The sequence below is a fragment of the Pseudomonas viridiflava genome, assembly GCF_900602065.1.
In the GTDB taxonomy this organism is placed as follows: Bacteria; Pseudomonadota; Gammaproteobacteria; order Pseudomonadales; family Pseudomonadaceae; genus Aquipseudomonas.
On sequence record NZ_UWFN01000095.1, the window covers coordinates 430,234 to 448,799 of the forward strand.

14 protein-coding genes are annotated in these 18,566 nt (G+C 56.1%); 4 read left to right on the forward strand and 10 right to left on the reverse strand.

Features of this window, described 5'->3' with window-relative positions:
• Window positions 1-105: 105 nt before the first annotated feature.
• A complete protein-coding gene (gene msbA, locus EE949_RS04575) occupies window positions 106-1,908 on the reverse strand; it encodes a lipid A export permease/ATP-binding protein MsbA (protein WP_122663181.1) in 1,803 nt (600 codons plus the stop codon).
• 116 nt (window positions 1,909-2,024) lie between these two features.
• Here msbA and EE949_RS04580 point away from each other — a divergent pair, with 116 nt between their 5' ends.
• The gene (locus EE949_RS04580) at window positions 2,025-2,663 is read left to right on the forward strand and encodes a phosphotransferase (RefSeq protein WP_122663182.1); all 639 of its coding nucleotides are present in this window, start codon (window positions 2,025-2,027) and stop codon (window positions 2,661-2,663) included.
• 60 nt (window positions 2,664-2,723) lie between these two features.
• Here EE949_RS04580 and EE949_RS04585 read toward each other — a convergent pair whose 3' ends face one another.
• Genes EE949_RS04585 through EE949_RS04615 form a run of 7 tightly spaced genes read right to left on the reverse strand, consistent with a single transcriptional unit; the run spans window position 2,724 to window position 10,844 of the window.
• The gene (locus EE949_RS04585; RefSeq protein WP_122663183.1) at window positions 2,724-3,887 is read right to left on the reverse strand and encodes an O-antigen ligase domain-containing protein; all 1,164 of its coding nucleotides are present in this window, start codon (window positions 3,885-3,887) and stop codon (window positions 2,724-2,726) included.
• Window positions 3,877-4,650: a glycosyltransferase family 2 protein gene (locus EE949_RS04590; RefSeq protein WP_122663184.1), complete on the reverse strand. Its 774-nt coding sequence runs from the start codon at window positions 4,648-4,650 to the stop codon at window positions 3,877-3,879. The genes EE949_RS04585 and EE949_RS04590 overlap by 11 nt, the downstream gene beginning before the upstream one ends.
• A gap of 33 nt (window positions 4,651-4,683) precedes the next feature.
• Entirely contained in the window at window positions 4,684-5,640 is a 957-nt protein-coding gene (locus EE949_RS04595; RefSeq protein ID WP_122663185.1) for a glycosyltransferase family protein, read from the reverse strand.
• A gap of 30 nt (window positions 5,641-5,670) precedes the next feature.
• Window positions 5,671-7,080, reverse strand: a complete 1,410-nt coding sequence (locus EE949_RS04600) for a PIG-L deacetylase family protein (protein WP_122663186.1) — start codon at window positions 7,078-7,080, stop codon at window positions 5,671-5,673.
• Window positions 7,077-7,973 carry an antimicrobial resistance protein Mig-14 gene (locus EE949_RS04605; protein WP_122663187.1) on the reverse strand — a complete coding sequence of 299 codons (897 nt, stop codon included), beginning with the start codon at window positions 7,971-7,973 and terminating at the stop codon, window positions 7,077-7,079. Before EE949_RS04605 ends, EE949_RS04600 begins: the two co-directional genes overlap by 4 nt.
• On the reverse strand, window positions 7,973-9,103 hold the full coding sequence (locus EE949_RS04610; RefSeq protein ID WP_122663188.1) for a glycosyltransferase: 1,131 nt from the start codon (window positions 9,101-9,103) through the stop codon (window positions 7,973-7,975). The genes EE949_RS04605 and EE949_RS04610 overlap by 1 nt, the downstream gene beginning before the upstream one ends.
• Window positions 9,087-10,844, reverse strand: a complete 1,758-nt coding sequence (locus EE949_RS04615) for a carbamoyltransferase family protein (protein ID WP_122663189.1) — start codon at window positions 10,842-10,844, stop codon at window positions 9,087-9,089. The genes EE949_RS04610 and EE949_RS04615 overlap by 17 nt, the downstream gene beginning before the upstream one ends.
• Window positions 10,845-11,181: 337 nt before the next feature.
• On the opposite strand from EE949_RS04615, the gene EE949_RS04620 reads away from it, so the two are divergent.
• The 3 genes from EE949_RS04620 (at window position 11,182) to EE949_RS04630 (ending at window position 16,941) form a co-directional block, all read left to right on the forward strand.
• Window positions 11,182-14,718 (forward strand): toxin VasX, encoded by a 3,537-nt coding sequence (locus tag EE949_RS04620; protein WP_122663190.1) that lies wholly within the window; start codon window positions 11,182-11,184, stop codon window positions 14,716-14,718.
• Window position 14,719: 1 nt separating this feature from the next.
• Window positions 14,720-15,835: a hypothetical protein gene (locus EE949_RS04625; protein ID WP_122663191.1), complete on the forward strand. Its 1,116-nt coding sequence runs from the start codon at window positions 14,720-14,722 to the stop codon at window positions 15,833-15,835.
• A gap of 71 nt (window positions 15,836-15,906) precedes the next feature.
• Window positions 15,907-16,941: a hypothetical protein gene (locus tag EE949_RS04630; RefSeq protein WP_241152843.1), complete on the forward strand. Its 1,035-nt coding sequence runs from the start codon at window positions 15,907-15,909 to the stop codon at window positions 16,939-16,941.
• 127 nt (window positions 16,942-17,068) lie between these two features.
• Here EE949_RS04630 and EE949_RS04635 read toward each other — a convergent pair whose 3' ends face one another.
• Both EE949_RS04635 and EE949_RS04640 read right to left on the reverse strand, forming a co-directional pair.
• Window positions 17,069-17,947, reverse strand: a complete 879-nt coding sequence (locus EE949_RS04635; RefSeq protein ID WP_122663193.1) for a DUF4123 domain-containing protein — start codon at window positions 17,945-17,947, stop codon at window positions 17,069-17,071.
• Window positions 17,944-18,566: bacteriophage T4 gp5 trimerisation domain-containing protein (locus EE949_RS04640; RefSeq protein ID WP_430735940.1), on the reverse strand; the 623-nt coding region annotated here is incomplete at its 5' end. The genes EE949_RS04635 and EE949_RS04640, both read right to left, overlap by 4 nt.

Sequence of the window (18,566 nt, forward strand, 5' to 3'; positions counted from 1 at the left end):
ACAGGGTTAGCGCAGGCTTGGGATTGCGCAACATTGAGAATTGCGAACGCGGTTATCTGTGCAGGCTGTGTGGGAGTCAATTCGCTCCCACACAGCCTGACTTGGTCAGATCGCGCCAACCGGCGCAGGCTCATCGAGCCCCATCGCGTGCAGACGTGCGTAATAGCCATTTTGCGCCAACAGTTGCGCATGTGTACCACGCTCAACGATGCGCCCGGCATCCATCACCAGAATCTGATCAGCTTTTTCAATGGTCGACAAACGGTGGGCAATCACCAGCGTCGTACGCCCCTTCATGGCGTGATCCAGTGCAGCCTGAATGTGGCGCTCAGACTCGGTATCCAGCGCCGAAGTGGCTTCATCAAGGATAAGAACCGGTGCGTTCTTGAGCAAAGCACGGGCAATCGCCAAGCGCTGACGTTGGCCACCGGAAAGCAGCACACCGTTTTCGCCGACCTGAGTATCCAGACCTTGCGGAAGCTGCTCGATAAACTCTTTGGCGTAGGCATCGGCAGCCGCCGTTTCGATATCGGCACGCGGTGCGCCACTCAAATCGCCATAAGCGATGTTGTTCGCGACGGTATCGTTGAACAGCGTCACGCTCTGGGTAACCTGAGCAATATGGCGACGCAGGTTACGCAACCGGTAGTCGCTGATTTCCACGCCATCAAGCAGGATCTGCCCATTGCTGTGCTGGTAGAAACGCGGCAACAGACTGGCAAGCGTCGACTTGCCACTTCCCGAGCGCCCTACAAGAGCAACCATCTGGCCCGGCGCCACCGAGAAACTGATGTCGTCCAGCACCTGCCGCTCCGTACCCGGGTACGTGAAGCTGAGGTTTTTGACTTCCAGATGCCCGCTGACCCGATCACGTTCAATCGTGCCATTGTCGGCTTCCGGCTCGACATCAAGCTGTTCGAATATGCTTTCCGCGCCAGCCACACCCTTTTGAATGGTTGAGCTGACTTCAGATAGCTGACGGATAGGCTTGGGCAGCAAACCGGCCGCCGTGATGTACGCGACCAGATCACCGGCAGTGGAATCGCCACGCAGATAAAGTACGAGGAACATCAGCACAGCCATCGCCGTGTAGATCACCAACTGCAGCATCGGCGTATAGATCGCGCCGGTTTTGGTCATGCGCAATTGCTTTTTGGTGTTGTCGTTACTGGCATCGGCAAAACGGGTTTCTTCGTAATGTTCGCCACCGAAGCTGCGGACGACGCGATACCCCTGAATAGTTTCGGACGCGACGTGGGTTACATCACCCATTGCCACCTGAATCTTTTTGCTTTGCTTGCGGAATTTCTTGCTGGCGCTGCCTACCATCACGGCAATCACCGGCAAAATCGCCAACATGACCAGCGTCAGCTGCCAGTTCATCCATAGCAGATAGATGAACAGAAACACCACAGTAAGACCTTCGCGAATCACCACTTTGATTGCGTCAGTGGCCGCACCTGTCACCATCGTTACATTGAACGTGATGCGTGAGATCAGATGCCCCGAATTATGGGTATCGAAATAACGATTAGGTAATATCAACAGCTTGTTGAACAGTTCGACGCGCAAGTCATGGACCAGACCCAGCGAGACTTTCGCCAGAAAGTAGTTACCCAGGAAGGACCCCAGACCTTGCCAGGCTGCGATCAGCACGATAATCAGCGGCACTGCCTGAAGCAGTTGCAGATCGCGCAGATACGGAACATGGGGGAACAATACCGCCTCAGGATTACTGAGCCCATCGACGAAGTACTTCAGAATGCCCGCCAGCATAGGCTGGGTCGACGCAAACATGACAAAGCCGATGATACTGAGCAGGAATATCCCTACATATGGACGCACATAGGACAACAAGCGGAAGTAAATCTTCATGCTTGATTGGCTGGACGATTCGGAGGATGTCATGAGAATCCGTCATGCATAAAAAGAGGCCGAATTGTATCACAAGCGCATTTTGCTACGGCTTGCTGCGGTAACATAGGCGGCTGTCCAAGCCCTAGGGCACAGAAACCGGAGTATCGATGCAAGCGCTTGATCATGCACATTACCTTGCCTTGGTCGCGGGGGCGGAAGTCCTCGAAGCAGATCATTCAGGTGATAAAGTCCTGCGATTGACCGATGGATCAATGCTGAAGCTGTTTCGCCGCAAGCGGCTGATCAGCTCGGCAGCCTGGTACCCGTATGCACGACGTTTTGCTGACAATTGCATCACCCTCGCAGCACGAGCAATCCCCTGCCCCACAGTGCTGAGCGTCGTCAGAGTTGCACAGATCCAGCGCGATGCTGTGCATTACACGCCGCTGGCAGGCCTGACGCTGCGCCAGGTCATGCACGCTCCCGAGAGCGATGACAAACTGCGCGCGCAACTGGGACGCTTCATCGCCGAGCTGCACGAGAAAGGAATTTACTTCCGCTCAGCGCATCTGGGGAACGTGATACTTACCCCGGAGGGCACGTTGGGCCTGATCGACATAGCCGACATGAAAACCTTCCGCGGGCCACTGCGCAAAAGTCTTCGGCTGCGCAACTTCAAACATATGCTGCGCTATACCGAAGATCGCGAGTGGCTGCTGGGGCAAAACAATCAGGCGTTTATTAACGGATATCTGGGGGCACAGACACTCTGCGCTGCAAACGAACTGAGCCTGGCGATAAGCTAAGCGCTCCCTACAGTTCATCAGATGAAAAAAATGGCCCTCGAAGGGCCATTTCTGTTTGGTTTACTGCCGTTCAAGCCTGCGCTCGCGCACGACACCGGCGTAGATCATTACCGCAGGGAACAACACCAGCACCCAAAGTTCGTCAGGGTTGCCGACCAACTTGCTACCGTCGAAGTTGAGCATGACCAACGCGCTCGCCAAATAGACACCCCATGCACTACGCATGCGCCACGCATGCCAGAGGGTATGGACCATGACGGCGACGAACAGTACTAGCGAGACAGTACCGGTATAGAGCCCCATCGCGACAAAGATATTGTGAGGATGCTGAATAGGCATGCCGCCGGTGAGTGTTTGGGTGGTATGAAAATCAACCCCGCAACCCATCAGCCATCCACAATTGCGCCATTCTCCGACCATGATCTGCAACAGTTCGATACGATGAGAGTCGCCTCTTTTGAACAGCAGGGTTACCCACTCCTCGTCCTTTACCAGCCACATGACCAGCAAAGCCAGCAGCGCAAGGCCGACCACGGCAATTGCACCCTGCTTCTTATGATGGCGCATCGCATTTAACGCCCAGAGCCCCCCCAGAAAAACCGCGCCTACCAAGGCTGTGCGGGTCTGGACGACAAAAGACACTATAAAGAGCGATAAGACAACTGCGGCAGCAGACTCCACCCAACGCCTTTCTTTCTTCAGGACAGGCAGTGCCAGCCCCAACGCACAGAACAGCCAGATACTGGCATAGATGACGTTGTCCAGACGTGAGGGAAGGATGTCTACCCGATGGCCAAACTCGAACTTTCCGGTGACCCACCCGTAGACTCCCGACAGCAGGATGTACAGGAAAACAACCCAGAACTGGCTACGAACAAAGACGCCACTACTGAAAAAATCAACATTGACCAACCCGGCCAGAACAAAAACAAACAACGAGACGTACGCGATGTGCTTATAGAACTGGAAATCTCCTGCATAAAAAGCAGGCACCAGAAAACACAACATGAACGCCAGCCAAAGCCAGCCAAGCCGATCCGAAAACAGGCTGGCACCACGATTAACAATCAGAAAGATCAAGCCGGGAAGAGCGATCAGGGCATAGAACAGGTTGTTGGTGAACTTGGAGGAATCCCCAAGTATGAAGCTCAATAGGAAAAGGACCAGCGCACCACTGAAATAGGCTGCCGTTTTAGGATTTATACCGAACTTCTCAGACGACATTACTTAAGACCCAACCTATGACCAGACCGAGGACCAGTGTCCCCAATAATTTAATGCGATCACGACGCTTGCGCCGCTGCTTGTCTACACGCTCTTGTGGAATCTCTACGTGATTTCCAAAACCGGTATGCAGCACCGCATCGTTCTCCAGAATCAATGCGTAGCGATTTTCTGCGGCATAGAGACCCGACAGTTTTTTCTCGCCGCCATGAGAGGCATAGGGCGCATGCAGCTTGTAGTCAACCAGGCGGCGCAGTCCAGGGTTGAAAGAAAACCCCTGCCACTCGGGCTTGTGCGAGCCAAGCTTGTAGAAAGGGATGTTCTGAAACACTTCACGCTCATTGAGATAAACGTAAGGGCTGTGAACCTGAAGATCGTGATTGAAGCTGCGTAGCCATACCTGCAAAGCCTGCGGGTCGTGCTCCAGCAGCGTCATCGACTCTTCGATGAAGCCCGGACGATAAAAGTCCCAGTCGTCTTCACAGTGGAACACCCAGGACGTCTCGATCAGCTCATAAGCCGCATCGACCGAACGCATCTGGCCAAGCTTCGGATTGTTGATAATGAAGCGAGTAAATGGTCGCCAGTGTTCTGGGATGCAGTCTTCAACCTGAGCGTCGCCCGAGTCTTCGGTAATCAGAACACTGCGTATTGGCGCGGTATTGAAGCGGTCGAATGTCTCAAGCGTGCGTTTTAACAAATCAAACCGCCCACAGCTGGTGACCACCAGTGTGATATCGCTACTTTCGCTTAACACCATCATGTGTACTCAATCATTGAAATTTGAAAAAGGCGATCAAAACCCCAACCGGGACTTCAAACGATCCACCCAGCTCATGGCAGGCATGGCACGCAGTGGCGGACGCATTTCTTCAACAATGGCCTTCCCTAGGGCGTGGAATGTAAAGCGTTGTTCAACCAAAGTCTGCCCATTACGCGAAATTTCATCTGCCAACTCCGGGTTGTCCCTTAGTCGTCGCAGCTTTTCCTGAAGCTGTGGGATGTCGCTGTAAAACACGATGTTGTGCATGTCGACAAAACCCAGCGCGCGATTCTCTTCAGCGCCTTGGTCGTAGGCGAGCAACACGCACCCACAGGCCATGGCCTCGAAGTTCTTGATCATGTATTCGCCCATGCCCACGTCGGCACTGACGAAAAAGCGAATCCGGTTGAGGGTTTCGCAATACTCCTCACCTGACTTGGTACGGGTCACGACCAGCTTTTCAACACGGCCCAATTCGTCCAGTAACGCCTTGCGACCACTGTAAGCCACACTGTTGGTGCTGCCGACAAACGCCAACTCGATATCCCGCTCGCGATCACGCCACTGGAGCAGGCTCTGGTCGTAGCCTTTCGGGACAAACACTGCATCAAAACCTTCTTCGCGCAGCCGCTCACTGACATTGAAGCCGGAGCACATAACCCGCACCCACGGCAGTTTGCGGTAGTGGGCGCTGAACTTTCCGGTGTACTTGCAGGTGATGTAGTTCTGGTAGGCATCGTGTTCGAGGATCACCAGATTGGGGATGGTGCGAATGAAACCGACCTGGCGGATTTCATGCTTGAAGCGCAGGAAGAACACAATGCGATCGTATTGAGTAACGTCCACCTCGCGGCGGAAATAACTGCGCAGATTGCGTTGTTCCGCGGAAGTCAGCCAGCGCACATCACATTCGCAATTGGCGGCAATGCCCTCATAGAGGCGATCCAGAATGGCTCGTTGTTCTTTCTGAACCAAAAGTAAAACTTTCATTTTTTTCCTTGCAGTACCGCAGGCTACTGATCAGATATCTCTGCGCCAGAACAGCTCATGTCGGCGAACGGCCTTTCTGAAAAATTCGTTTTCGCCCTCGGCGGGCCAGCGCCGCCCGGCCAGCACTTTTTGCAACCAGCGGCGCACACGCCGCTTGAGCGGCATTGGCGGCTGCAGATCATGCATCATGCCCAGCGCCATGGCTTTATCGCGTTGCTGCTCAACCGACAGTTCAAGGCTGTAGGGGATCATCTGCAATGAGGCATCAAACAATGGCGGCAAACCGACACCATTATAAGCATTCCCCATGGGCCAGCGGTCATTGTCGTGCAAATGATTGGCGTACCCCAGGATCACTTCAGGCTGCCACTCCAGTCCTTCCAGTGCTTCAAGTACCGCAGCCTGAGCGCAAATATGATCAGGATGAGGGTCGATGGCCGGGTGAGGCATCACCAATACCTGTGGTCGCGCCTGCAAAAGCAGCGCCCGCAAATCTGCCAGCAGGTTGTGCCAGGTCGGCGCGCCGTCGACATCGCCGGGCAGCGTCATGCTGTTGAACTGACGAAACATCCGCGTATCGGCAAGCTCCGCTTCACGTGAAGCAACGGGCTGGTCCGGTGCTGCCTGCATGGCTGGCAACTGCAGACAGAAATAACCCAGCTGAACACACTGAGTTTCAGGCACTCCGCCCCACCGCGGCACGGCGATACTGTCCCAGGCTCTCAGCCGCCCCTTGATACGCGCAGCCTGGGCCTGATCCATACCCATTTGCCGGTAATGCCCCGCTTCGATTTCGCCCGCAGTCAGCGTGACAATCCACGTGTCGGCGGCCTGGCTGTACAAACCGAAAGCAGCCAGCTCTGCGTCATCGGCGTGAGGCGCGATGACCATGACCCTTTGCTGGCGGGCATCTGTCTGCCGGAACACCCAAAGCCTAGGCTCACCGCGCAGGGTGCAGAAGCGACCGCGCAAGCGCAACGAACCCTCGGCCAGCGCCCGCCCAAGGCCGGTCAGATTGAGGTAGCGCATACCGCCAACGCCCCGCTCGAAGGCCTGACTGTCCGCGACATCTGTTCCAGTCAGCTCAACGCAAGGATCAAAAAAACGCCCCAGCCAGGAACTCTGAACATCAACGCCCAGAACAAGGGTCTCATCCCCGACCAGTTCAAGAGGCGTTTGCAGGTGCAATATCTGAGCCTGAAGACTGACCCCCTTTACCTCCGCCTCTGCCGGAAAGTCGTAGCGATAATCGTCCTTCGGCGAATAGAACAGATGATCGGCAAACCAGGCTTCGTGGGCGATCCAGCCGATGACAGCCAACAGCAGCGGCAGCCACCAGGCAACCAGCACACCGACGACAATCAATAAAAGCAGCCCGACCAACAGCGCCAGGCGCTTGTTACGGCGATGGCGCTTGAGTAAAGCCTGCTTGCGGCTCAAATCTGGAATACCGGCACGGGGTTACACCAACGATCCTTGTACTCCCGGTCTGAGCGACCGAATGAAAAACGCAGCGGCTTGCCCAGATTGCGAGCATCTTCCCAAGCGCTCTGCGTGTTCAGGAAACTCAGCACGCTGCCAGGACTGAACTCACGGGTTTCGGGGTCAACCCCACCGTTGATGTACTCGACGCTGATCCACTCTGGTGCCTCAACCCGATAAACCAGTTGGATGGCAATCGGCGAATCATTGAGAAAAACCACCGAACCAATCAACAGGTCGCGCAACAGTTCAATGACCTCGGCCATGCGTTCGGCACCGGTAGCCGGGAAACCCCAACGGCGCTGAAACAGGTCGCAGTACATACGGGCCAGCTCGGCACTGCTGAAATCGGTTACTGGACGCACAACGCCGCCAGCTTCCTCCAGCAGCCGCAGCTCACGACGCTGGTTGTAGCGGAACTTCTTCGACAGTTCTTCTGGTGTGCGGGCCATGGCCAACGATTCGGCCTGAGGCTTGAGGGTGCTGATGCGCCCTTTATTGAGGGCAGAAAAATAGCGCCCGCGGTGACGAACCGGTACCTGCACATCGGCGGCAATCGGCAATATCAACTCTGCATTACCGAGATCAAAAAGACCTTTCTTACCATGGCTTTTCAGCACGTCTTTGGACAATGCAAGCGACCGACCCCATGTAGGGATCGCCGCCTTTATCTCACCGTCTTTTTCCCAGCCGAGGTAACGCACCGGGATTTGCGCCAGACCCGCCAGACGCTCGACCACCACAGGATGAGTCGCCACGCTACCGCCATAACGGTGCCATGCCAGCTGATAAGCAGCCGCATCGATCAGCGTCCAGCCACGCTCGCGCCAGCCCTGAAATCGATTAAACATCAGGACTCCGCAACCAGGCTGGTGACCTGCGGTAAACGCCAGAACACTTCACGCACCGCCTGATCGGAAAAGCGTTCGCGCAGACGCAGCAGCATCAGTTCAGCGCACTCGCGACGCTGGTCGGCATCGAGCGCCGATAAATGAATCAGCCCGTGGGCAAGACGTTCAGTATCGCCAAGCGGGAACAACACGCCCACGCCCTCGACCACTTCCTTCGCCCCGCCACAGGATGTCGCCAACAAAGGCACACCTGCCACCATCGCTTCAAGCAGCACCATCCCGAACGGTTCGTGATCGGAGCTCAGGGCGAACACATCAAAGGCTTTGTAATAGAGGCTTGCCTGAGGCACTTGCCCCAGGAAAAGCACCTGAGAACCAATGCCCAGCTCCAGCGCCAAAGCCTTGAGCTGCTGTTCGAGCGGGCCTTTGCCAAGAATCACCAGTTGGCTGTTTGATGGCAGGCTTGGCAGCGCTTTCGCAAAGCCACGCAGCAGACTGGCTTGATCCTTGTCCGGATGCAGCCTTCCAACGTTGCCGACTATCCAGGCAGATGACGACAGACCCAGCTCATTACGAGCTTGTTCGGCGCTAAGCTGGCTGGCTTGCAAGTGTTCGATATCTACACGGTTGTAGAGCGTCTGAATACGACCGGTCGGCCATGCAGGCAGACTTTTTTGCATGTCGTCACGCACGGCGTTGGACACGCCGAGCAAACTCAAACGCCTGCGGAACAGGTGTGCAAAGAGTTTGCGGCCGCGACGTCGATAGTCAGCGAATGCATGGTGCACACCAATGACCGGCAAACGAGTAGCCAGCAGCGCGATGTATACCGGCTTGAAGCGGTGCGCGATGCAGAAGCTGAAATTGCGTGAAGCAACGATCTCACGCAAATCACGAATAGCGCGCAGCTTCAGGCCCCGGATCGCCGCAGAGCGGTACTCCATGAACAACACTTCATCGGACGCACAACCGGCAGCAACATCAGCATCAGCCGCGCCGGTCAGGAATACCGTAGTCACCCGGTATCCCTTGCCAACGAACAGACTCGCGTATTGCCGGGCACAGTCTAGAAACGGGCCATCATAACCGTGACAAAACTGCAGCACATGGCGCTCAGCCGAGCGTGTCATAGGCTTCCACGCCGTCTTTGACCACCAGAATATCTTCCATGATCAGGTATTCGAGGTCCGAGCCAAAGAACATGTTCAGGGCATCGGTAGGCGAGCAGATCATCGGCTCGCCGCGACGGTTCAGCGACGTGTTCAGCGACACGCCGTTACCGGTCAGGTTTTCCAGCGCTTTCATCATGTCGTAATAGCGCGGGTTGTATTCACGTTTAAGGACCTGAGCGCGCGAGGTGCCATCTTCATGGACAACCTCAGGCACGCGGGTCTTCCACTCTTCAGCCACTTCGAAGGTGAAGGTCATGAACGGCGCCGGGTGATCAATCTTGATCATTTGTGGCGCTACGGTATCGAGCATCGACGGGCAGAAAGGCCTCCAGCGCTCGCGGAACTTGATCTGATGGTTAATGCGATCGGCCACGCCAGCCACGCTCGGGCAACCGATGATCGAACGGCCACCCAATGCACGAGGACCAAACTCCATACGCCCCTGGAACCATGCTACAGGATTGCCTGCGACCATGATCTGCGCGATGCGCTCCGGGGTGTTTTCGATCTGACGCCAGACCGGTTTGCTCGGGTGACGTGCACAGGCCGCGATCACATCTTCGTTGGTGTAAGACGGGCCGAGGTAGACGTGTTCCATCTTCTCGACCGGCACACCACGAGCGTGGGAAACATAAGCCGCAGCACCGACCGCAGTGCCCGCATCACCCGAAGCCGGCTGCACGAACAGCTCTTTGACTTCAGGACGAGCAATGATTTTCTGGTTCAACTTGACGTTCAGCGCACAGCCGCCAGCGAAAGCAATCTTGCCGGTTTCCTTGAGGATGTCACCTAGGTAGTGATCCATCATCTGCAGCGCCAACTTCTCGAACAGCGCTTGCATGCTTGCGGCATAGTGGATGTAAGGCTCGTCGGCGATGTCGCCTTCGCGCTTCGGACCCAGCCACTCGATCAGTTTTGGCGAGAAGTAGAAACCTTTGCCCTTCTCTTTATAGCGGCGCAGGCCGATGACGTTGGCCAGCTCGGTGTTGATCACCAGCTCGCCGTTTTCGAAGGTCGCCAGACGCGAGAAATCGTATTTGCTGGCATCGCCGTACGGTGCCATGCCCATCACTTTGAACTCGCCGTCGAGCATCTCGAAGCCGAGGAATTCAGTGATCGCGCCATACAGACCGCCCAGGGAGTCCGGATCGAAGAACTCCTTGATCTTGTGGATCTTGCCGTTTTCGCCGTAGCCAAAGAAGGTGGTCGCGTACTCACCTTTGCCATCGATACCCAGGATCGCGGTTTTCTCTTTGAAACCGGAGCAATGGTAGGCGCTGGAGGCGTGAGCCAAGTGGTGCTCAACCGGCTCGATCTTGATCTTCTTCGGGTCAAAGCCCAGTTGCTCAAGGCACCAGACGATCTTGTTGCGATAACGCTTATAGCGACGGTTACCCATCAGCAACGCGTCTAGCGCACGATCCGGGGCATACCAGTAACGCTTGGCGTAGTGCCAGCGTGCCTTACCGAACAAGCTGATCGGCGCGAAAGGAATCGCCACTACATCGACGTCCGATGGCTTGATGCCAGCCTGCTCAAGACAGAACTTCGCCGACTCGTAGGGCATGCGGTTCTTTGCATGTTTATCGCGAACGAAGCGCTCTTCTTCAGCCGCTGCCACCAGCTTGCCGTCTATGTACAGCGCCGCGGAAGGATCATGGCTAAGGGCGCCGGACAGGCCAAGAATCGTCAATGCCACTGGGGTCTAGCCTCTTTAGTCTGCATGCAGGCGGCAAACGCCTGAGAAAAATATGTGCCCTCGCAGCGGGGCGAGGAACAGCTAAAGGGCGGGATTATAGCGTAATGACACGCGGATTTGCTTGGCTGTGAGTAAATCTGGCGCAAGCCGCAGGTTGGTTAGCGGGGGTATGAATCTACGACATACTGCGTAGGGCTTTTCCCAAAGTGCTTTCCGGGCATTGAGGGCCCGCCGCGCATCAGCCACTCTCCCGCCCTCGCTCAGGGTCGGGCTTGAGATTAGTGCTCCGCCATCTGGATCCTGGCCTCTACTCGCCAGCCCAAGGCAAGGAGCCTGCATGACCGCCCCTCATAGTACGCCGCGTGGCCATATGGCCAATCTGGTTGCCAAAGCCAGACCCGCCGAAGCACCTGATGCGGGCGGATTTTGTCCATTGATGAGTCAGACCCTGCAACTGCTGCCGGTGCGATACGGGCTGGTGGAAGACCTCGACCCGTCCATCGAAATCACCATGCCGTACAAATTGCAGGCCTTGCCCTTGGGCTTTCGTCTGCTGCGAAATGGCTATCTGTACATCATCGACAGCGCTACCGGCCTGCTGCATGAGTACCAGATAGCGGATGGCTCAGCGACTGCGCTGCTGTTCAAGGGTGATCAAGTCACTGGCGACCGGCGCGCCGACGTCGTCGAAGCGGATCCTGCACTGGCGTTCTCTCGCAGGAGCGTGCTGCACGTCGCCTTTTCCGAGGTCCAGTGGACAGCCTTCAAATGCGCACAGGTGATGAAGGTTGCCGCCGAGCGTGAGTACTTCATGCTGCGAGTCAGCTTTGAAAGTATTCAGCGCGGCGATGCCCGGGACCTGATCGACGACCGAAAAATGGCTGTGTGGCTGGCGGAAAGCAGCGGCAGTTGGGCAGATAAACCGGACGATACCTCGACGAAGATTCCCTACGCCTGGGAACACACACCGTTGTATCGCCAGACCATCATTGAAGAATTCACGAGCCAGATCACCACAGCTCACAAACGTGACTTTCTGTTCCTGGCGGTCCGCGATGACGTCGGGGTCATGCGTGATCTGGCGCATTATCAGGATCAGGTGGTCGGCCAAATCGAGACCTGGGCGAACAGCGGAACCGAGGAAGGTCAGGTCGAGCGCGACTACCTGCTGGGTTGTTACATCGAATCTCTCACTCAGATCAGCGAGGCTGACCTCGGCAAGCGGGCCGAGACTGATCCCGCATTTGCCGCCATGCTCGATGATATTGAGCAACTTGCCGAGCCGGAGCGCAGTGATACCCGCGAAACTTTGCGGGAAGTGATGAGCGAAGATAACAGTCAGCATCCTGCGCCCAGCGTCGATGACCCAGCGTTGCCCGCCGAGCTGCAAGCCAGGCTCAAACAGATACCGCCCAGCAACGATCCACGGAACCTGTATGCCGGGGAGGCGGATCGGATACGCACCCTTCAGCAGTATTACCTTGAGCAGCGCTTTCCCAAGACCAGCCCGGCATTTATTGCCCGACATCGCCAACCGCTGTGGCGGCTGTATCGCCAGATGGACAAACCCACCAAGGACCTGCTGTACGGCGCTAAATTTGGCCAGCGGGGCATTAATGAGCTGATTGACCGTCCGGCCATGGATGCCTTCCTCAAGAAGCAACGCGCCATCCTGCAACCTCTGAATGAGTTACTGGAAAAGATCACCCACGACCGCGTTGAATTGTTGATCAAAAACCGCCTGCATCGCGCCATCTGGTACTACGACGTCGAGGACAGCGACCAGGTCGACCACGCGGCAATCACCGAATACGCCTGCCTGAAAGACATCTGCCGCAGCGACTACGCGCTCGACAATGTCCTCACCTGGCTCAATACCAACCCGGCCATGACCCGCCCGATGTTCTACGCCGCCCCCCTGAGCGCGCAAACCGAACTGGGCGTGCAGTTTGCCTACTTCGTCAACGCTGGCTGGCTTCTGATCAAGGATACCCCTGGCTCGCTCGAACGTCTGCAGCAATGGGGCGCTGGGGTTTTGCTCAATACCGAGCGGCTATCGGCCAGCACCCAAGTCAACATCGCAGCCGCCTGGGGCACCCTCGCTCCGGCGCTGCATATGGGCATCCAACAGGCCTTGCAGGTATTTTTGCAACAGATGGACAAAGGCCAGTTGCCCGACATGGAGGCCCTGTTTCGCAGCCTGCCCAAGGCTACGGGCGTCACCATCCTCAACGCAGCACGACGAGAGAACGTCGCCTTCCAGATCGCCAGTGCCGAAGATCTGAAGGTATTGGGCGAGACCGTTAAAGCGGTACAAAAAGAGCGTAAATACCTGCGTTATCTGAACAACGAAGCACAAGAATCCCGAGCCAGACATCCTCTCTGGCACACCAGCACCGCAGCCGAGAACCTCAAAATCTCCCGGCAAGCCACACAGCAACGGTTGAATAAACTGGAGGAGCAACTGGCCAAGGCCATGAGCCCACTGGCCGACCTGCCTTCAGATACGGCGCATCTTCAGGCCGCGTCATCGGGTAAACCGGGATTGGCGTTGGTGTTTCCGGCGCAGCAGCATCAGGAAGTTAAAACCGTGCTGGATAACTATCGGCGCGGGGTGACGGTTGCGCCGAAGGCCGGATTGCTGGGGGATGGGGCCGGGTTGTTGGTGTTTGTAGCGCAGATGGTGAATTTTGTGCAGGTGAAACATGAAATGAACCTGCAACCAGAAGACGCTAAAAGCTGGGCGCCATTTGTAAGTTCGCTTGCAGCCACCGTCGCCGCAGGCTTTGGCGCAGCACAAGGTATTGCAGACACGGCTCTCAGTGCTCACGCAACAGTACTAGCGAAAAATCTGCAGAAAGCTGAACTGTTGGGCGTGCATGTCCAGATGGGGAAATTGCATATCGGGCTTGGGATGGTTGGGTATACATCTGGAACGGTGGCCGCCGCAATGAGCTTGTATAGCTCCCACAAAAATTGGTCAGACGCCGTACGCAATGGCAATAGCGATGCCCAAACCGGCGCCGCGATCAGTATGCTCGGCAACAGTGGTTTTCTCGCTAGCAACAGCTATGGCTTCGCTCAGTCCACTCAAGCCTTCAGGCATGTACTCGCCACTGAAGCTGGCTCCTCAGCCCGAACCGCCGCATGGGCTCTGGCAGGCACACGCCTCTCCACTGTATTTTTCCGCTTCAACGTAGCCGGGATCTTATTTACGGCATTAGAACTGTCCGGCAGTTGGTTCTACAACCGCAACAACCTCAGCCGCCATGATCGCTGGTTGCTCAGTACACCCTGGAGCCAGGATGCTGAACGACGTCGCTCACTTCCTCTAGGCAAGTACCTAAAAGAACTTCATGGCCATATTCAGGCCCCGCGCATGCAGATTGTTCCGTCGGATGATGATCCGAGCAACCCTAAACCCAGGCTCTTTCTACTGCACTTTCCAAAGCTGTCCGCCGATGATCTAGCCCTACCTATCGGCAGCTACGCCAGCGGAGCCTTGCTCAAAATTGGCGGCTATCAGATTGTTCGGGCCCAACACGGACGCGACTACAGCCCCGAACGATGGACACCTTTAAAGGAGAGACTGCAAGAAAGCTTTCAGCTTTATCAAGAAACACCGTTGATTCTGCGGCTGACAGATATTAGTGGACTGCTCACCTCTCCCACTCCAGGACGCTGCGACTTCATGCTGTCAATACTACTGGGCTATCGGACACAGGAAGGCCTGTACGAAGGCCATCCGTATGACGTGCGTTTTCAACTTACCGGTGAGAACGGCGACTTTCCCTCTGTCGACATTGAGCATCAGGGAGATGAGTGCCCTCACTTCGGTATCTACCCCGCGACCATGCCGTCGGGAAAAAACTGAGATGGCGAAAATAGCCCCTGAAGCACCGCCGGAGATTCATCACGCACCTCACGCGGGCATGCGAGAAACCTTCCCCACAGGGCAGATCGTATACCTCGCCCCATTACCACTGCCCACTGAACTACCTGCTCAGGATTACGGACACGCGGTCGGTGAAGTGAACGATACGTATCTGGACTTCGGCGTCGGGCTACCCGCAGTGTTCGCTTGGCAGATGGGTTTAGGAACACCGTTTTGGGCCATCTGGTTTTTTGGCTTGTTCGCATCGGCACTCGTCTGGCTGATGACCATCGCAGAAGGTAATGGCGCAGACATGGCCACAAAGCTTGCCTTGGACTACATGCCATACGGTTTTCAAGTAGGTTCATGGGCGGCAGCTGCCGCATTCACCCTCTACCTCTTCATCACCTTCAACCACCTCAACAAATACCACGAAGTCGTTCCCACCCGCTTCAACCGCCAACGCCGAGAAGTCTGCTTCGTACCCAGAGGCCAAACAGAACCCATCTTCGTCCCGTGGGAATCGCTATCAGCATGGGTCGTTCAGGCACAGTCAGTCACGCAGTACGGCATGGATATCCGCTACGCCATGGGCATCGGGTTTTATCATCCGCCCCACGATGAGCATTACAGCCTGGAGTTTTTCTGTGCCGGGTTTGATCTGGCGGTGTGCAACTGGGAGGCGATTCGCGCTTACATGGAATATGAGGTCCACACCCTGAAGGAAATCCAGGACCCGCTGGACCTGCAAAACCCTGGTGATCCGCCTCATGAAGGTCTGCATACGTTCTACAACGCAAGGGAGCGCATGCGTCGGCGGCGCAAGCATCGCGAGGTTGGGGTTTTCTATCCGTTCTGGTGGTACACCTACCACGTGCTGACCTTGTGGACTTTGCCCAACTACCTCACCGAATGGGAAATCCGCCGTATCAAAAGTATTGGTCGAGCCGTCATTCCGGAGGCGATGAAAAGCTGGTCAGAGCCACTGCCAGAGGAACAATGGGCCAAGCCCAGTGAAGAGCTACAGCGCCAGAGCAAGGCCGTCAAAGCTCTGCACGCGCGCAGGCCTGCTATGAATATCGCCGCGCGTTTTAGCGAAATACAGCAGGGGATATAGTGAGTTTACCGTCTCCGATCCATAACGCGCCTCATGCCGGAATGGTTGAAACATTTCCAACCGGTCAAGTCGTGTATCTGGCCCCTCTACCATTGCCCACCGAATTGCCCGCCCAGGATTACGGCCATGCCGTAGGTGACGTTAATAAAACCTACCTGGACTTCGGAGTTGGGCTACCCGCAGTGTTCGGCTGGCAAATGACATTGGGGGGTCCCTTCTGGGCCATATGGTTTTTCGGCCTTGTCGGACCTGCACTTGCTTGGTTACTGACAGTAATCGACGGCGAAGGCGTGGAGCTCGCAACAGAGTTCGCAATGCAGGTGATGCCTTATGGCTTTAAAGTCGGGAGCTGGGCCGCCGCTGCTACCCTCACCCTCTACCTCGCTATCACCTTCCACCACCTCGACAAATACCACGAAGTCATCCCCACCCGCTTCAACCGCCAACGCCGAGAAGTCTGCTTTGTCCCTGAAGGCCACACAGAGCCCATCTTCGTCCCCTGGGAATCGCTATCCGCCTGGGTCGTTCAGGCACAATCAGTCACGCAATACGGCATGGACATCCGCTATGCCATGGGCGTCGGCTTCTATCATCCGCCCCACGACGAGCATTACAGCCTGGAGTTTTTCTGTGCCGGGTTTGATCTGGCGGTGTGCAACTGGGAGGCGATTCGAGCGTACATGGAATATGAGGTTCACACCCTGAAGGAAATTCAGGACCCGCTGGACCTGCAAAACCCCGGCGATCCGCCCCACGAAGGTCTGCACACGTTTTACAACGCAAGAGCGCGCATGCGCCGTCGGCGCAAGAATCGCGAGGTTGGCTTTTTCTATCCGTTCTGGTGGTACACGTACCACGTGCTGACTTTGTGGACGTTGCCAAACTACCTCACCGAGTGGGAGATCCGCCGCATCAAAAGCATCGGCCGCGCCGTCATTCCGCAAGCGATGCAAAGCTGGTCTGAGCCACTGCCAGAGGAGCAATGGGCCAAGCCCAGTGAAAAGTTAAAACGCATGACCCAAGCGGTCAAAACGCTGCACAGGCAAAAGCCCGATCAACACATTGCAGCGCGGTTTACTGAGGTACAGCAGACGAAGCCCATGTAGGTGCTCAAAAGCACAGCGAGACAGCTATTGCGTTCTATCTGACACAACGCCATCGCGGCCGTCGTAAACTCCGACGGCTCCTACAACCCCACACTGCAGGAGCTGGACTCACAACTTTCGCGAGCTTCTACAAGTTGCCAGCTTCAGCTACCTTTGCCGCAATCGTCGCTGCACGATCAACACGCTCCAGCGAGCTCATCTGCGAACGGACTGTAAGTAACTGAGCGATATCCGGATGCTGTTCCAGAACGTCATCGCCCAGAAATCCGAAGACATTGGCGTACAACCAGATTTCCTGTTCGGTTTCGAAACCCTTATCGATGGCGGAGCGAGCAAGCCGATGAATATGTTCCAAACGCAGCTCAGGCGTGAGCTCTGCGCAATAGTCGGGAAAAAAGCGCTGCATGTGCTGGTAGAGCGCGCCCATGGACTTGTCAAAAGCCACGCCTTTAAGCGCCATCCATTGCGCGTCGCTTACCATAAATGGTTTGTCGTACTGCGGGATGTACTTGTCGCCGGGACGCTTGATTTGTGTCCACCCATTTCGGGGCGCGTTGCTGACGACAACCTGTTGGCAGGGGCCAAAAAGGTCCGGATCACGCTCTGCTGCAAATAACGCACGCGCTACTGCAGGGTCAGAGATGCGCAAATACATGTCTTCGCCTTGAGGGGGCTTGAAACAGGTCAGCCAGCGCATGTGCGCCAACAGTTCATCCCATGAACCATCGCTGATCAACAGATACCCCCACAACGCCTGAGTGTTGGCCAGAAACTGCAGAAGAACGGGGTCATCAGCATCATGCACGCGCACCAGACACGGTGAAAGCCGACTGATTTCAGCCCACCGGGTCCCGTGATAAAGCACGCTCACCTTAGGTGCTGGGTTCCACTGATACAGGCGTTTAAGCAGGTTTTTGACCTGAATGGCATCAAGCAGAAGCCCGACCGTCTGGTCCCAATGGAAATCGTCAGGCAGCCTGGATTGCACAGAGCGCTCGTCGTTCATGACAATTCCTTCCTGGCGTTAGCACACGCCTGGCAGAACGAAGTACCGCCTTCGATAGCCTTGAGTTGTACATCTGGAATCAAGGATGGATTCGCGGGCAATGCCACTTGGGGTATCAACGCCGCAGGTAAGCCAGGAGCTGCAGGCATTCCCGGCACTGGAACGCCGCCGAGCTGAATAGGCACGCTGCTGAAAATCCCCGCCGAACTGATACTTATCCAGTGACCACCTGCCTTGATCGTTGCGCCAAGTCCGGCATTGATCACCACATCCAGGTTTGAATGCAGATGCACCTGTGTGGCTGCGCTGACCAGATGATTGGACGCTTTGATGTGCTGATTACCGACTACCGTCAACGAGTCATCAGCCAGCACCTGGGTTTTGCGTGCCCCATGAGTGAGATGGTGTTCTTCGCCATGCAACTCATGGCTGGACAGCCCGGTGACGTTAACCTTGCGCTGGTTATCCACCTGAATCGACTGATCGTTGAGCACATGCTCGGACCAGTCGCGTTGGGCGCGGATGGAAATGGACTCGGCACCTTTGCGGTCTTCGATGCGCAGTTCGTTAAAACCTGCGCCGCCCGGACTGCTCTGGGTTTTGAGTACGGTCTGGGTGT

Bases quoted from the DNA above. Each gene is read 5' to 3' on its own strand.
- EE949_RS04635 (WP_122663193.1), bottom strand. From the start codon at position 17,947: ATGAACGACGAGCGCTCTGTGCAATCCAGGCTGCCTGACGATTTCCAT.
- EE949_RS04585 (WP_122663183.1), bottom strand. From the start codon at position 3,887: ATGTCGTCTGAGAAGTTCGGTATAAATCCTAAAACGGCAGCCTATTTC.
- EE949_RS04605 (WP_122663187.1), bottom strand. From the start codon at position 7,973: ATGTTTAATCGATTTCAGGGCTGGCGCGAGCGTGGCTGGACGCTGATC.
- EE949_RS04580 (WP_122663182.1), top strand. From the start codon at position 2,025: ATGCAAGCGCTTGATCATGCACATTACCTTGCCTTGGTCGCGGGGGCG.
- msbA (WP_122663181.1), bottom strand. From the start codon at position 1,908: ATGACATCCTCCGAATCGTCCAGCCAATCAAGCATGAAGATTTACTTC.
- EE949_RS04625 (WP_122663191.1), top strand. From the start codon at position 14,720: ATGGCGAAAATAGCCCCTGAAGCACCGCCGGAGATTCATCACGCACCT.
- EE949_RS04610 (WP_122663188.1), bottom strand. From the start codon at position 9,103: ATGACACGCTCGGCTGAGCGCCATGTGCTGCAGTTTTGTCACGGTTAT.
- EE949_RS04620 (WP_122663190.1), top strand. From the start codon at position 11,182: ATGACCGCCCCTCATAGTACGCCGCGTGGCCATATGGCCAATCTGGTT.
- EE949_RS04595 (WP_122663185.1), bottom strand. From the start codon at position 5,640: ATGAAAGTTTTACTTTTGGTTCAGAAAGAACAACGAGCCATTCTGGAT.
- EE949_RS04590 (WP_122663184.1), bottom strand. From the start codon at position 4,650: ATGATGGTGTTAAGCGAAAGTAGCGATATCACACTGGTGGTCACCAGC.